This window comes from Saccharothrix sp. DSM 118769, from assembly GCF_052936295.1.
Map to the genome: position 1 here is coordinate 3575325 of NZ_CP193627.1, position 13346 is coordinate 3588670.

General features: G+C 75.4%; 9 protein-coding genes. 6 read left to right on the forward strand and 3 right to left on the reverse strand.

Annotation, left to right across the window (positions count from 1 at the left end; genetic code table 11):
* Window positions 1–160 precede the first annotated feature (160 nt).
* A complete protein-coding gene (locus ACRAKJ_RS15645; protein ID WP_438925457.1) occupies window positions 161–3034 on the forward strand; it encodes an AAA family ATPase in 2874 nt (957 codons plus the stop codon).
* Window positions 3035–3146: 112 nt separating this feature from the next.
* Here ACRAKJ_RS15645 and ACRAKJ_RS15650 read toward each other — a convergent pair whose 3' ends face one another.
* Window positions 3147–4529 (reverse strand): glycoside hydrolase family 6 protein, encoded by a 1383-nt coding sequence (locus ACRAKJ_RS15650; protein WP_438925458.1) that lies wholly within the window; start codon window positions 4527–4529, stop codon window positions 3147–3149.
* 651 nt (window positions 4530–5180) lie between these two features.
* On the opposite strand from ACRAKJ_RS15650, the gene ACRAKJ_RS15655 reads away from it, so the two are divergent.
* The 5 genes from ACRAKJ_RS15655 to ACRAKJ_RS15675 are packed head-to-tail and all read left to right on the forward strand — an operon-like array spanning window position 5181 to window position 11040.
* Entirely contained in the window at window positions 5181–6446 is a 1266-nt protein-coding gene (locus tag ACRAKJ_RS15655) for an MFS transporter (RefSeq protein WP_447009007.1), read from the forward strand.
* Window positions 6443–7861, forward strand: coding sequence for a glycosyltransferase (locus ACRAKJ_RS15660; protein ID WP_438925460.1), 1419 nt, complete (start codon window positions 6443–6445; stop codon window positions 7859–7861). Before ACRAKJ_RS15655 ends, ACRAKJ_RS15660 begins: the two co-directional genes overlap by 4 nt.
* Complete coding sequence (locus ACRAKJ_RS15665) at window positions 7858–8586, forward strand: PIG-L family deacetylase (protein WP_438925461.1); 729 nt, start codon at window positions 7858–7860, stop codon at window positions 8584–8586. Before ACRAKJ_RS15660 ends, ACRAKJ_RS15665 begins: the two co-directional genes overlap by 4 nt.
* A 55-nt stretch (window positions 8587–8641) precedes the next feature.
* Window positions 8642–10381 (forward strand): glutamine--fructose-6-phosphate transaminase (isomerizing), encoded by a 1740-nt coding sequence (gene glmS, locus ACRAKJ_RS15670; protein WP_438925462.1) that lies wholly within the window; start codon window positions 8642–8644, stop codon window positions 10379–10381.
* Window positions 10378–11040: an HAD-IA family hydrolase gene (locus ACRAKJ_RS15675; protein ID WP_447009008.1), complete on the forward strand. Its 663-nt coding sequence runs from the start codon at window positions 10378–10380 to the stop codon at window positions 11038–11040. The genes glmS and ACRAKJ_RS15675 overlap by 4 nt, the downstream gene beginning before the upstream one ends.
* Before the next feature lie 221 nt (window positions 11041–11261).
* On the opposite strand, the gene ACRAKJ_RS15680 is transcribed toward ACRAKJ_RS15675, so the two are convergent.
* Both ACRAKJ_RS15680 and ACRAKJ_RS15685 read right to left on the reverse strand, forming a co-directional pair.
* Window positions 11262–11846, reverse strand: a complete 585-nt coding sequence (locus tag ACRAKJ_RS15680; RefSeq protein WP_447009009.1) for a hypothetical protein — start codon at window positions 11844–11846, stop codon at window positions 11262–11264.
* A 247-nt stretch (window positions 11847–12093) separates the two neighbouring features.
* Entirely contained in the window at window positions 12094–13344 is a 1251-nt protein-coding gene (locus ACRAKJ_RS15685) for a cation:proton antiporter domain-containing protein (protein WP_438926816.1), read from the reverse strand.
* Between the last annotated feature and the right edge of the window lie 2 nt (window positions 13345–13346).

Here is a 13346-nt window from a genome sequence, read left to right on the forward strand (position 1 = left end):
CGTTGTTTCGATTTCATTCACCGCACGGCCCGCAGCCCGAGTGGAGACTTTAGGGCAGCGGCTCCCGTGGTACAAAGTGGGAGCGAGTCGCGGTCAGGTGGAAACGGTCCGCAGTCATTGAATTGCGGGTGTCCACGTCGCCGCAGGTTAATACGGGGTGGTGGCGGAAATCCGAAGACGCGCGCTGGTGGGCCGGGACGAGCAGTCGCGACTCCTGCGGGAGGTGGTGGCCGGGTCCGGTGGAACGCCGGCCGAGGCGGTCCTGCTGTGCGGCGCGCCGGGCGCGGGCAAGACCGCGCTGCTCGACGTCGTCGCCGGGGAGGCCGCCGCGCGCGGCGTGCTCGTCGTGCGCGCGACCGCGTCGGCGGACGTCCTGGACCTGGTCGGAGTGGCGGACGCGGTGCTCGGGGCGGTCGCCCGCGGCACGGCGGAGGCCGACCTGGTGGGCCGGGTGGACGCCCTGCGCCGGGCCCGCGACCGCACCCGGCACGACCCCCGCGCCGGGCTCGCCCTCGTCGCCGCACTGGTCGCGGTGCTCGCCCGGGTGGCCGCGTCCAGGCCGTCGGCGGTGCTGCTGGACAATGTCGAGCGGATTGCCCCGAGGCAATTCCCGCTGTTCGGCACGCTGCTCCGCGGAATGCGCACGGCCGGAATTCCCCTGGTGCTCGCCTGCCGGACGACCCGGCGAAACCCGGAACCGCCGGCGGAACTCGCCCTGCCGGCCGACCGGGTGGTCGAGCTGCCCGGCCTGGACCGCGCCGCCGTGCGCGAGCTGATCAGCGCGGCGCTGGAGGTCGCCGCGGAGGAGGACCTGGTCGACGCCGTGCGGGCCGCGCTGGGCCCGCGCGCGGGCGTCCCCGGCGACGTCCTGGCGCTGCTGGGCGCGCTGGACCCCCGGGACAGCCTCGTGGTGGTGGACGGCCACGCGTGCCTGCCCGCGACCGAACTGCCCGCGGGGCTGCCGCTGGAGCGCGAGGGGACGTCCGCCGAGTGCGACCGGGTCGTCGAGGTCGCCGCCCTGGTGGCCGGGCTCACCGCGACCACCCGGCTGCTGGTGGACGAGCTGCTCTCGCTCGCCCCCGCCCTGGACCGCCCCGTCGACGACCTGGGTACCGCCCTGGACCTGCTCGTCGAGGACGGCGTCCTCTCCGTCGGGCCGGACGACCGGGTGACCTGCGCCGTGCCCGCCGTGGCGAGGTCGCTGCGCGCCGGACCGGACCGGTGGGACCTGCCCGCCCTGCACGCCTCGATCGCCGCCGGGGCGGTCCGCCGGGGCGGTCTCGCCACGGCCTGCGGCGACCCGGCCGTGCGCGGCCACGCCCTCGCCGCGGGCGGCGCGCTGCCCGCCGAGGTGGCGACGCCGCTGCTGCTGGCGGCGGTGGAGCGGGCCGAGGAGGACCCGGGGCAGGCGATCAGGGCGGCGGTGGCGCTGCTCGACGCGCTGCCGCCCGAGGACCGGCGGGTGCCGGGGCTGCTGAGCACCGCGATGCGGCTGATGATGCGGCGCGGCCACGTGCGCGGCCTGGTCGACCTGGGCAACCGGGTGATGCTCCGGCGCGACCGGCTGCCCGCGCGCGCCGTGCGCAAGGCGGGCCTGGTCTGGGCCTTCGCCGTGGTCCAGGCCCGGTGGACCGGCGCGGACGCGTGGGTCGACCCGGCGGCCGAGACGGTGGCGGCCGGCGAGCCCGAGGCCGCCGGGATGATGGCGATGGGCGCGCGGGCGTTCCCCGCCCTGGCGGGTCCGGGCCCGGCGGGCGGTCGCACCGAGGCGGGCGCCTGGGCGGCGGTCGGCCCCGTGCCGGGCAGCGCCGAGGCCAACGTGCTGGTGGCCGGGCTCGGCGACCGGGACGGGTTCGAGACCGCGCTGGCCGAGCTGCGGCGGGCGGGTGGCGGGCCGGCGGACCCCGAGCAGGTGCGCGACGCGCTGGCGTTCGAGGACTGGGGCGCGGCCTACGCGATCCTGCTGGGCGAGAGCCGCACCCACCCGGTGGACCGCCGCCCCCGGTGCGGCTACCGCGACCTGGTGGACGACTACCTCGCGGGCGAGTGGGACGCCGCCCTGTCCAAGGCCCGCCGCATCGAGGCGCGGGCCACCGCCGCGCACCGCGCACCGCAGCACGACCTGGCCTGCGCGGTGGCCGCCGAGGTCTGCCGGGCCCGCGGCGACCTCCCGCGGGCCGTCGCCTGGCTGGACCGCATCCCGGCGGACGCCGCGCTCGGCCCGGTGCTCGCCTGGGTGCGGTGCGGGGTCCGGCACGACCTCGGCCGCACCGCCGAGGCGGCGGAGCGCGGCTGGGCGGACTACCGGGCCCTGCGCGCCGCCGGGCACCTGGTGGGCCTGGAGCGCCTGCTGCTGCGCCTGGGGCGGCAGGGCGGGGCCGGGCGGGACGCGGTGCCCGCCGAGCTGGCGGACCTGCACGACCGGGTGCGCTCCCGGGGCACCGAGGTCGGGGTGCTGGTGGCGCGGGCCATGGCCGGCGGTGACGTGAGGAGCGCGTTGGCCGCGCACGCCCTCGTGGCCGCCCGGCCCGACCGGGCCCTGCTGTTCACGATCGACCTGCTGCTGGTGCGGCTCGCCGACGACCCCCGCGCGTGGCTGGCCGAGGCGCGCGACCTGGCCGACCGCTTCGCCTCCCGGCAGGCCCGGCGGCTCCTCACCCAGGTCGCCAAGGCGCGCGGTGTCGCCCCGCCGCGCCGGCGCGCGGAGCGGGAGGCGTTCAGCGCGCTGGAGGTGCAGGTGCTGGACCTGGTCAGCGCCGGGGCGACGAACCGCCAGATCGCCACGTCGTTGGGGCGCAGCGAGAAGAGCGTGGAGAACTACCTCGCCCGCCTGTTCGAGCGCAGCGGCTGCCGCTCGCGGCTGGAGCTGGCGATGTGCTGGGTCGACGGCAGCCTCGCGGCGCAGGCGGGTCGGGAGCCGGACCAGGCCGGGCGAAAGCCCGACCAGGCGGGGCGCAAGTCGGGCAAGGCGGCGCGGAGAACGGGGCAGGCGGGCCGGAAGTCGGGGCAGGCGGGGTCGGTGCCCGCACCGTGACCCGGTGGCCGCGTCGTGGCCCGGCGCTCGCGCCGTGCCCGGCCTTGCTCCGTGGCCCGGCCTTGCTCCGTGGCCCGGTGGCCGGTCCGCGACCGACCACCGGGTGCGCGGGTCAGAGCCTCGGGTGGGCGTTGGCCAGCAACTGGCGGAACTGCGCGGAGAACCAGTGCCCGGACAGCGGGGCGTCCGCGAGGGAGCCCGGCCGGTTGTTGCCGTTGCGGGCGTTGCCGCCGTACGTCGGGTCGCACATCCGGTCGAAGCCCTTGCCCTCGTCGTTCGGGATCTCCCGGCTCGCGCCGTCGGACTCACCCGGCGGCTTGGCCCACACGTAGGCGTCGACGCCCTGGGCTGGGTTCGCCCGGGGCCGCTCGCCGATGCCCGCCCCGGACTGGTTGCACCAGTTGCCGAGGTGGATGCGGCGGTCGTACCGGCCACCGTCCACATAGGCGTCCACGCTCGTCGTCGGTCCCTTGGCGGTCGGGCGCTGCGAGCCGCCCCAGCCGTTGCGCGACGTGTCGACCAGCATGCCGATGTCCGACCGGAACCCGGCGCTCACCAGCCGGGTGCGGAACGCCTGGACGAACGACAGCTCGTCCACGTACCGGTTCCAGTCGACCCACTTCGACTGGCGCACCGACGTCCCGTTCACCGCGTCGTCGACGGTGTAGTGGTCCTCCTTCAGCACGCCGTAGTTCGCCGTGTTGGAGATGAACCCGGTCACGTTGTCCACCGTGCTGCCCGACGCGCGGGCGGCCTGGGCGAACAGCGTCGCGGAGGCGCCGAAGTTGTCGTCCCACCCGATCCAGCCGTGGTGCGCGGCGTCGATGTAGTTGTAGACGTTGCCGACCGCGCCGAGCTTCGCCAACGCGTACCCGACGCCGTTGACGTAGTTGCCGTTCTGGAGCATCCGGTCGCACTGCGGCGTCGCGGTCGGCCGGCTGCCGACGTTCGTCACGAGGTTGGGCAGCGAGTCGATCTCGATGATCGTCACGATGCGGAGGTTCGCGTACTTCGCGTCGCCCATGATCGCGGCGATCGGGTCGATGTACTCGGTCTTGTAGCGGGGGAGGTCGTCGGGGCCCAGCTCGCCGTTGGACGCCAGCGCCGCGCAGTCGCGGCCGGGCAGGTTGTAGATGACGAACTGGACGACCATCGTCCGCCCGGCCGCCTGGGACACCGCGTTGTCCAGGTGCGACCGCAGGCCGCGGCTGCCGCCCACGCCGTTGATGGCGGCGATCCGGTCCAGCCAGACGAACGTGGGTTGGTTGGCGATGGCGGACCCGCCGTCGGCGCGCGCCTTCGCGGCCCAGTCGGGGTTCACGTACACCGACGCGCCGGCGTACGGGTTGTCGACGCGCGCGGCGGCGCCCACACCGGTGGCACCCACACCCTCCGCGCCCACACCCTCCGCGCCCACACCCTCCGCGCCCACGCCCTCCGCGGCAGCGGGGCCCGTGCCCAGCGCCGTCGCCGCCGCGAACGCGAACGCGGCCACCGCGGTGAGTGCGCGACGTGGAACTCTCCTGCTCGTGCCTGATGATGACTTCAGTGGCATCTTCGGCTCCCTGATAGGGGATCAGGATCGACGGCGGAATTCTGGGAACGTTCCCAGGAATCGGACCGTAGCAGGGGAGTGACTTGTCGTGAAGAGCTTTCACGGTCAATGCACCGCCGCGCCGGGTATTCCAGACCGCGCGGAAGTGGAACGGGGTGCGCGGATTTCCCCGTTCGACCGCGTTCGACGTCGAACCACCCTCGAACGGTGCGGAGACCCGTGCTCCACCGTGGGTAGGTGAAGGCTGAGCGGCTCCGCGTCCACTTCCCGGGAGGCTGGTTTCGGTGGCGAGGCGGTCGGGAACACGATTGACGGGCGTTCTGCTCGAATCGCCGGGTTGACCGAGGCGGGCCGGGTTTCCGGCGCGCCGGGAATGTTCTTCCAGGGGAGGGGGAATTGATTGTGGTGAGCAAAAGAAAACATGCGGTCCACGGGTCCGGCGACCCGGTGCGCGACCACTCGGCTTGCACGGCTGCGCGGAACGTGCTGTCATCGGGAACAGGTAGGGGCGACCGTTCGACCGGTCGCAGCGGTTCCTGACCGTCCGGGGACCGTCCGACATTCCCGTCAGGGCGGCCGTGAGGCTGACCGATGGTGGAAACACGTCGTCCGATCTCCCACGTCCCCGCGCTGTGGCTCGTCTTCTTCCTCAACGGTGCCGTCCTGGCCAGTTGGGCGCCGCGGATACCCGAGGTCAAGTCGCTGCTGGGGCTCTCGGACGCCGCGCTGGGCGTGGCGCTGTTCGGGGTGGCCGCCGGCTCGGTCCCCGCCCTGCTGGGCACCAGCCGGTTGTTGCGCCGCACCGGCGCGCGCGAGCTGTGCGTCGTCTCGGGCCTGGCGTTCGCCGGGCTGCTCCCGCTGATCGCGGTCGCCTGGGACGCGGTGTCCCTGGGGATCGTCCTCGTGCTCCTGGGCGCGGCCAGCGGGTGCCTGGACGTGGCGATGAACACCGCCGGGATCGAGTTCCAGCAGCGGACGCCGGACCGGCCGCCGGTCATCTCGCGGCTGCACGGTGGCTACAGCCTCGGCGTCCTCTTCGGAGCCGCCGGCGGCGCGCTCGCCACGAACCTGGACGCGGGGGTCCTGCTGCACTTCTCGGCGGTGGCCGCGGTCCTGGTGGCGCTGCTGGCCGTCGCCGCACCCGCCCTGCCGCGCACCGCGCCCCGCGCGCCGGAACGCGGCGCACCGCCGGGCACGTCGGGAACACCGGTCACGTCGGGAACACCGGGCACGTCGGGAACACCGGGCACGTCGATGTTGCGCAGCATCGCGGCGCTCCCGCTCGCCGTCGCCGCCGTCGCGATCAGCGGCCTCCTCGTGGAGGGCATGATCACCGACTGGTCCGCCCTGCTCGTCTCCCGGGACTTCGGCGGCGGACTGGACCTGGGGTCGGCGACCGTCGTCGCGTTCAGCGTCGCCATGTTCGCGTCCCGCTCCCTCGGGGACGTCGTCGTGGCCCGCTTCGGCCGGCGGGCGGTCCTGCGCGGGGCGGCCTGCACGACCGCGGCCGCGCTGGTGATCGGCCTCGTCCAACCGAGCGCGGTGGGCGCGTTCACCGCCGTGGCGGTCGTCGGGTCGGCCCTGGGCCCGGTCTTCCCGCTGGCGATGACCGCGGCGACCGAGCGGATGCCGCACTCGGTCTCGACCGCCACCGCCTGCGTGAGCGCGGTCGGGTACCTCGCCTACCTCGCGGGCCCGCCGCTCGTCGGCGTGCTGGCCGAGGCGGCGGGCCTCCCGACCACCCTCGGCGTCATCGGGGTGGCCGCCGCGGCGGCGATCGCGCTGGCCACCCACCACCTCGACCGCACCACCGCCGCCCCGAAGGGCGGTGCAGAACCGGAAGGAGGAAAGGGATGAGTTCCGCGCACCTGCGCGAGGTACCGGTCGGCCGGTACCGGCTCGACGGGCTCCGAGCCTGCCTCACCACCGAGCGCTGGGACCGGTTGCTCGCGGCGGCGGCCCGCTGGAGGGCCGCGATGCCCACCGTGTGGCACGTCAACTCCACGGCGGACGGCGGTGGCGTCGCCGAGATGCTCAGGCCGCTCCTGGGCTACGGGCACGCTCTGGGCATCGACGTCCGGTGGCTCGTCATCGAGGCGGGCACCGACTTCTTCACCACCACCAAGCGGATCGACAACGGCGTCTCCGGCGTCCCGGGCGACGGCGGCCCCCTCGGCGCGGCGCAGGCCGACCGCTTCCGGCGGGCCAGCCGGGACGCCGCGGCCCACCTGGCGCGGCACGTGCGACCCGGTGACGTCGTGGTCCTGCACGACCCGCAGACCGCGGGGCTGTGCGACCGGGTCGCCGAGCTGGGCGCGGTGCCGGTGTGGCGGGCGCACAACGGCGCCGACCGCCCGAACGAGCACACCGCCCGCTCCGGGGAGTTCCTCGCGCCCTTCCTCGCCGCGGCACGGGGGCTCATCACGACCCGGGAGCACTTCCGCGACGTGGTGCTCCCGGCCGGCGGCGGGCTGCCCGGCGCGGCGATCACCCCGTTCATCGACCCGACGTCCGCGAAGAACGACGCCGCGCCGCCGGACGAGGCGCGCCCGCTGCTGGCGCGGTGGGGCCTGCTGGGCGGCCCCGGCGCGCGGGAGCCCGGCCGGGTGGCGGGGCACGTGGTCGTCCGGGAGGGACCCGCGCCCGCGCCGGACGTGCCCGTGGTCGCCCAGGTCTCCCGGTGGGACCCGGTGAAGGACATGACGGGGGTCATGGACAGCTTCGGCCGGGCGGTGGCGCCCGCGACGGACGCCTACCTGACCCTCATCGGGCCTCAGGTCGACGGCGTGGCGGACGACCCCGAGGCGGACGGGTACTTCCGGCGGTGCGTCGAGCACTGGCGGCGGCTGCCGGGGGCGGTGCGGTCCCGGGTCCAGCTGTGCTGCCTGCCGACCGGGGACGCGGCGGAGAACGCCCGCGTGGTCAACGCCGCCCAGCGGCACGCCGCCGTCGTCGTCCAGAAGAGCCGGTCGGAGGGGTTCGGCCTGACCGTGACCGAGGCCATGTGGAAGGCCAGGCCCGTCGTCGCCACGGCGGTCGGCGGCATCGCCACCCAGATCCCCGACGACCGGTACGGGCGGGCGGTCGCCCTGCCCGACCCGGACGACCGGTTCGGCGCGGCGGTCGTCGAGCTGCTCACCGACCCCCGCGCGAGCCGGGCCACCGGCGACTCCGCGAGGGAGCGGACCCGCGACCGCTTCCTGCCGGACTCGCACTTCCACGCCGAGCTGGACTTCCTCGGCGGGCTGGTCGGCGCGGGGGAGGCGGCGTGAACGTGCTGGCGGTCGGGGCGCACCCCGACGACGTGGAGATCCTCTGCGCGGGCACGCTGGCGCGTTACCGGCTCCGGGGCCACGCCATCGGGATCTGCGTGCTGACGAACGGCGACCTCGGCGCGCCCGACGGCGACAAGGCGTCGATCGCGGAGGTGCGCGCGGCGGAGGCGGAGCGGTCCGCGGAGGTGCTCGGCGCCCGTACGTTCCGGCTCGGCGAGCCCGACGGGTTCCTGTTCGACAGCCCGGGGACGCGCACCGCGTTCAGCGAGGTGCTCCGGGCGTTCCGGCCCGACCTCCTGCTCGTCCCCGACCCCCACGACTACCACCCCGACCACCGGGCGGCGGCGGCCATCGCGCTCAACAGCCTCCAGCTGGCCGCCTCCCCGCTGCACCGGACGGCGAGCGCCGCCGTCGGGTCGCTCCCGGCCGTGTTCCACATGGACACCCTGGCGCTCGTCGGCGCGAACCCGCAGCGCTGGGTGGACATCACGGCCACCCTCGACACCAAGCTCACCATGCTCGGCGCGCACCGCAGCCAGAACGACTGGCTGCGGTGCACGGACGGCACCGACTACCTCGACTACGCCACTAGGCAGGCGAGGCTCCGCGGCCTCCAGTGCGGCACGCAGGCCGCGGAGGCGTTCCGGGCGCCCGAGCACTTCCCGATCCACCACCCCGGCTCGACGCTGCCGGGGCTCCACCCCGACCACGAGGACGGATGAGCCCATGTGCGGAATCGCAGGAACGACAGGCACCCGAGACGTCGGGCGGACGCTGATGACGGCGCTCGAAAGACTGGAGTACCGGGGGTACGACTCCGCCGGGATGGCCGTGCACGCCCCGGGAGGGTTCCGGGTGCGCAAGGCCGCGGGACCGGTGACCTCGCTGGGGGCGGTGTGCCCGCCCGAGGCCACCGGCGGGTCCGGGATCGCGCACACGCGGTGGGCCACCCACGGCGCGCCCTCGACCCGCAACGCCCACCCCCACCTGAGCTACGACTCGTCCACCGCCATCGTCCACAACGGAACGGTCCGCAACGTCGCGGAACTGCGGCGGGAACTCGACGACCGGGGGATCGCCACCACCTCGGACACCGACAGCGAGGTCCTCGCCCACCTCATCGCCTGGCACCGCGACCAGGGCGCCGACACGGCGGACGCCGTCCGCCTGACCCTCGCGCGCGTCGACGGCGACTACGCGGTGCTGGTCATCGTGGCGAACCGCCCCGGCACGCTGGTCGCGGCCTCCCAGGGCAGCCCGCTGCTGATCGGCACCGACGGCAGCTCGGTCCACGTCGCCTCCGACCGCGCGGCGCTGACGGGCGGGTGCACGCGCTGCTCGCAGGTCCTCGACGGCGAGGTCCTCACCATCACCACCGCCGTCCCGGAGGACCGGGAGTGGGAGCCGCTGGGTGGCGAGTTCGCCTGGACCGGCAAGGGGGACTACCCCGACCACCTGCTCAAGGAGATCCACGAGCAACCGCGGACCGCCCGCGCGGCGATCGGGGCGCTGTTCACGCCCGCCGGCGCGGACCCGTCGCCGGACTGGGCCGCCTCCCTGGACCGCTCGTCGATCAGGCGGGTCCGCTTCCTCGGGTGCGGGTCGTCCTACTACGCGGGCCAGGTCGCGGCGTCCTTCGTCGAGCACCTGGCGCGCGTCCCCGCGACCGCCGAGCCGGCCGCGGAGTTCACCCAGCGCCACCCGGTCGTCGAACCGGACTGCCTGCACGTGCTCATCAGCCAGTCCGGCGAGACGCTCGACACGCTGCACGCCCAGCGGTACCTGCGGCAGCACCCGGTGCAGGCGCTGTCGTTCGTGAACGTGCCGGGGTCCACCCTCGACCGCCGCAGCGACGCGTCGGTTCACCTGCGCGCCGGCGCGGAGGTGTCCGTGGCGTCGACCAAGGTGGTGACCAACGTGCAGCTCGCCGGGCTGGCGCTCGCCTCGTGGCTGGCCCGGTCGGACCCCCGCGCCCCGTCGGAGGAGCTGCTCGAACTGGACCTCGCGCTGCCGCTGCTGCCGACGGTCCTCGCCGACCTCCTCGCGACCCGGTCGGCGGGCATCCGCGAGGTGGCGGAGGCCGTGCACACCCGCCGGAGCATGTACTACCTGGGCCGGGGGACGTCGTGGCCGGTCGCCCGGGAGGGGGCGCAGAAGCTCAAGGAGATCTCCTACATCCACGCCGAGGCGTACCAGGCGTCGGAGCTGAAGCACGGACCGCTCGCCCTGGTCGGTCCCGGGCACGTCTCCGTCGTGCTCGCCGGCCGCGACAGCGGGGGCCGGGACGCGAACCTCGTCGAGCAGATCCGGGCGCGCGGCGGTGAGGTCGTCGTGTTCGCCCACGGTTCGCACGGCGAGTTCGGCGTGCCCACCACCCGGCTGCCGTCCCCGCACCCGCTGCTGGACCACGTCGTCACGGGGGTCGCGCTCCAGGTGTTCGCCCACCACGCCGCGACCCTGCTCGACCGCGACGTCGACCGCCCCCGCAACCTCGCGAAGAGCGTGACGGTCGAATGAGGGCCGCGCCGACCACCACCGTCCTGCTGGGAGCGGGCGCGCTGGAGTTCCGGTGCAGCGCGGTCTGCTTCGACCTCGACGGCGTGCTCGCCGACTCCCACGACCACATCGAGCGCGCCGTCACCGACTGGGCCGCGAGCAGGCGGGTGGGCCTCGACGGCCTGGCGGACGCCTCCCGCTCGCTCACCGACGTCGAGTTCGTCAGGATCGCCGCGCCGCACCTCGACGCCGAGGCCGAGGCCCGCGCGATCCAGCGCATCGAGTACGAGCTGGCCGCCCGGACCACGCCGATGCCCGGCGCCCTGGAGCTGTACCGCAGCATCCCCCGGGAGGTGACGGCGGTCGTCACGTCCGGCGCGCGGGACGTGGTCACCCGCCGCCTGGACTCCCTGGGCATCCCGGACCCGAACGTCGTGGTGAGCGCCGACGACGTCAGCGCGGGCAAACCGGACCCGGAGCCCTACCGCGCCGCCCTGCTCCGGCTGGAGGCGAGCCCCGGCGACGCGGTCGCCGTGGAGGACACGGTCACCGGCGCGTCGGCGGCCAGGGCCGCGGGCCTCCGCGTGATCGGGGTGGGGGAGCGGCTGGCGCGCGTCCCGGCCGGCGTCTTCGACACCTGCGTGCCGAGCCTGCGGCACGTCACCGCGCAGCCGGTCTGACCACCCGCGGCGGGCCGGGCGCCCACCCGGCCCGCCGCGGGTGGCGACCGGACGGGCGACCGTGCGGACGACCCGCCGCCCGGCGTGCAGAGGGACGCCCCGCCGCCCGGCGCGCAGACGGGCGACCCGCTGCCCGGCGCGCGGACGGGCGACCCGGCGAAGCCCACCCCCGGACGGGGGCGTGGACCGGGCAGCCCCGTCCGGGTCCGCGACCCGGTGGGTCACGACCAGCGCGACGCCCGGCGCGTCCAGGGTGCCCCGGGCCCCCTCGTCCGCCGCGCGGTGAGCACGACGAACCAGGCCACCGCCGCCGCGGCGGGCGGGACGAGCCACGCGCCCGCCGTCGACACGTCCTCGGGCCGGACGGGGGCCATCACGCCGAGCCGGTCGAAGACCAGCGGCACGCGGTCGCCGACCACCGCCGGGCGGACGCCGCGCCCCAGCGCGTCCACCACACCGCGCCCGTCGCAGGACAGCACGTACCGCTCCTCGTCGTCGTCGCGCGCCGTCTGCGCCACGACGCGGTCGACCACCACGCACGCGTCCCGCTCGCCGAACCACGCCGACCACAGCGGCGGCCCGGTGATCGCGGTCAGCGCCGGCAGCCCCAGCCCGAGGAACAGCGCCGCGCCCAGCACCGCGTCGCGCACGCGGAGCGCCCGGTAGACGAGGGCGAAACCGGTCCCCCCGACGACGAAGCCGGTCGCCCCGACCCACCACCACCCGTCGCCGCCGACCAGGAAGCCGGCGACGACCTGCACGACCACGCACGCGCCCGCCGACGCGAGCAACACCCGACGTCCCACCGGAATCCCCACCGAACCCCCACCGCCGACCGACGAGCTCCACCGGTCGGACGCGCGCCGGCCCGTGCGCGTTCCGGTCGGTCGGACCGGCGTGGTGTGGACGACCGGCAGCCGCGGCCACGTCGCGGCGGCTACGACCGGTCCCCGTGCGCGAAATCGCCCGGGCGGGCGGACAACCACACCGGTGCTGCACGACCACAGCCGTCAAGGGGTGGCGACACCGGCTCGGACGCAGGGAACAGCGCGCTCAGGAGTCCCCTGACCGGGTGACGGGCACCGCGTCGGGGGTGGTCGGGGAGCGGCGTCGGCCCACCCGCTCGACCAGCGCCAGCAGCGGCGCGGTCATCGCGGTGGTCACCAGCGCCATGACGACCATCAGCGAGTACAGGTCCTCGTGCAGCAGGCCCAGTTGCAGCCCGACGGTGAGGATGACCAGCTCGGTCAGGCCGCGGGTGTTGAGCAGCACGGCGAGGGACGCCGCGTCGCGCGGCGGCACCCGGTGCAGGCGGGCCGAGACGTAGGCGGCGCCCGCCTTGCCGCCGACCGCCACGAGCAGCACCAGGAGGAGGTCGACGACGCCGGACCCGCCGATCGTGGACAGGTCGACCTTGAGGCCGGCCGTCACGAAGTAGACCGGCAGCAGCACCGAGGTGATGGTGCCGATCCGGCGCGCCACGTCGGCCCGCAGGCCGCTGTCGGCGTCCTTCGGGAAGACGAACCCGAACAGGAACGCGCCGAACGCGAAGTGCAGGCCGAGCCACTCGGTCGCGCCGCCGGACGCGAGCACGCCGACGGTGATCGCCACGAGCCGCGGGGTGTCCGCGCCGGACGCCGTCCAGCGGGCGGCCAACCGGCGCAGCAGCGGGCGCACGACGAGGAGCAGGACCGCCAGGTACGGCACGGCGAGGAGCAGCCGCCACTCCGAGCCGGTGCCGCCGACGAGCACGACCACCCCGGTGAGGACCGACCACACCACGACGTCGCCGATCGCGGCGATGCCCAGCGAGAGCGTGCCGAGCGGGGTCTGCTGGATGCCGCGGTCGGCCAGGATGCGCGCCAGCACGGGGAACGCGGTGGCGCCCATGGCCACCCCGAGGAAGAGCACGAACCCGAGTTCGTGCCGGGTCCCGTAGGACCCGAGCAAGTACCAGGCGAGCGCCGCGCCCAGCGCGAACGGCACGAGCGTGGCGCTCAGCGCGACCCCGGTCATGACCCGCCGCCCGGTGGCGAGCAGGGACCGGTCCAGCTCCAGCCCCACCAGGAACATGAACAGCGCGACGCCGACGTTCGCCAGCGGCGACAGCAGGGGGCGCACGTCGGTCGGGATCACCGCGGCGGACAGCCCGCCCGAGAACAGCGTCGGCCCGAGCAGGATGCCGCAGAGGATCTCGCCGATCACCGGCGGCTGCCCCAGCCTGCGGGCGAGCGCGCCGAAACCCTGGGCCAGCAGCAGGATCAGCGCCAGGTCCAACAACAGCACGGCCACGTGGTCGCTCACGG

Excerpts from the sequence above, each read along its gene's own strand:
- ACRAKJ_RS15675 (WP_447009008.1), top strand. The coding sequence starts at position 10,378 with ATGAGGGCCGCGCCGACCACCACCGTCCTGCTGGGAGCGGGCGCGCTG.
- ACRAKJ_RS15660 (WP_438925460.1), top strand. The coding sequence starts at position 6,443 with ATGAGTTCCGCGCACCTGCGCGAGGTACCGGTCGGCCGGTACCGGCTC.
- glmS (WP_438925462.1), top strand. The coding sequence starts at position 8,642 with ATGACGGCGCTCGAAAGACTGGAGTACCGGGGGTACGACTCCGCCGGG.
- ACRAKJ_RS15655 (WP_447009007.1), top strand. The coding sequence starts at position 5,181 with ATGGTGGAAACACGTCGTCCGATCTCCCACGTCCCCGCGCTGTGGCTC.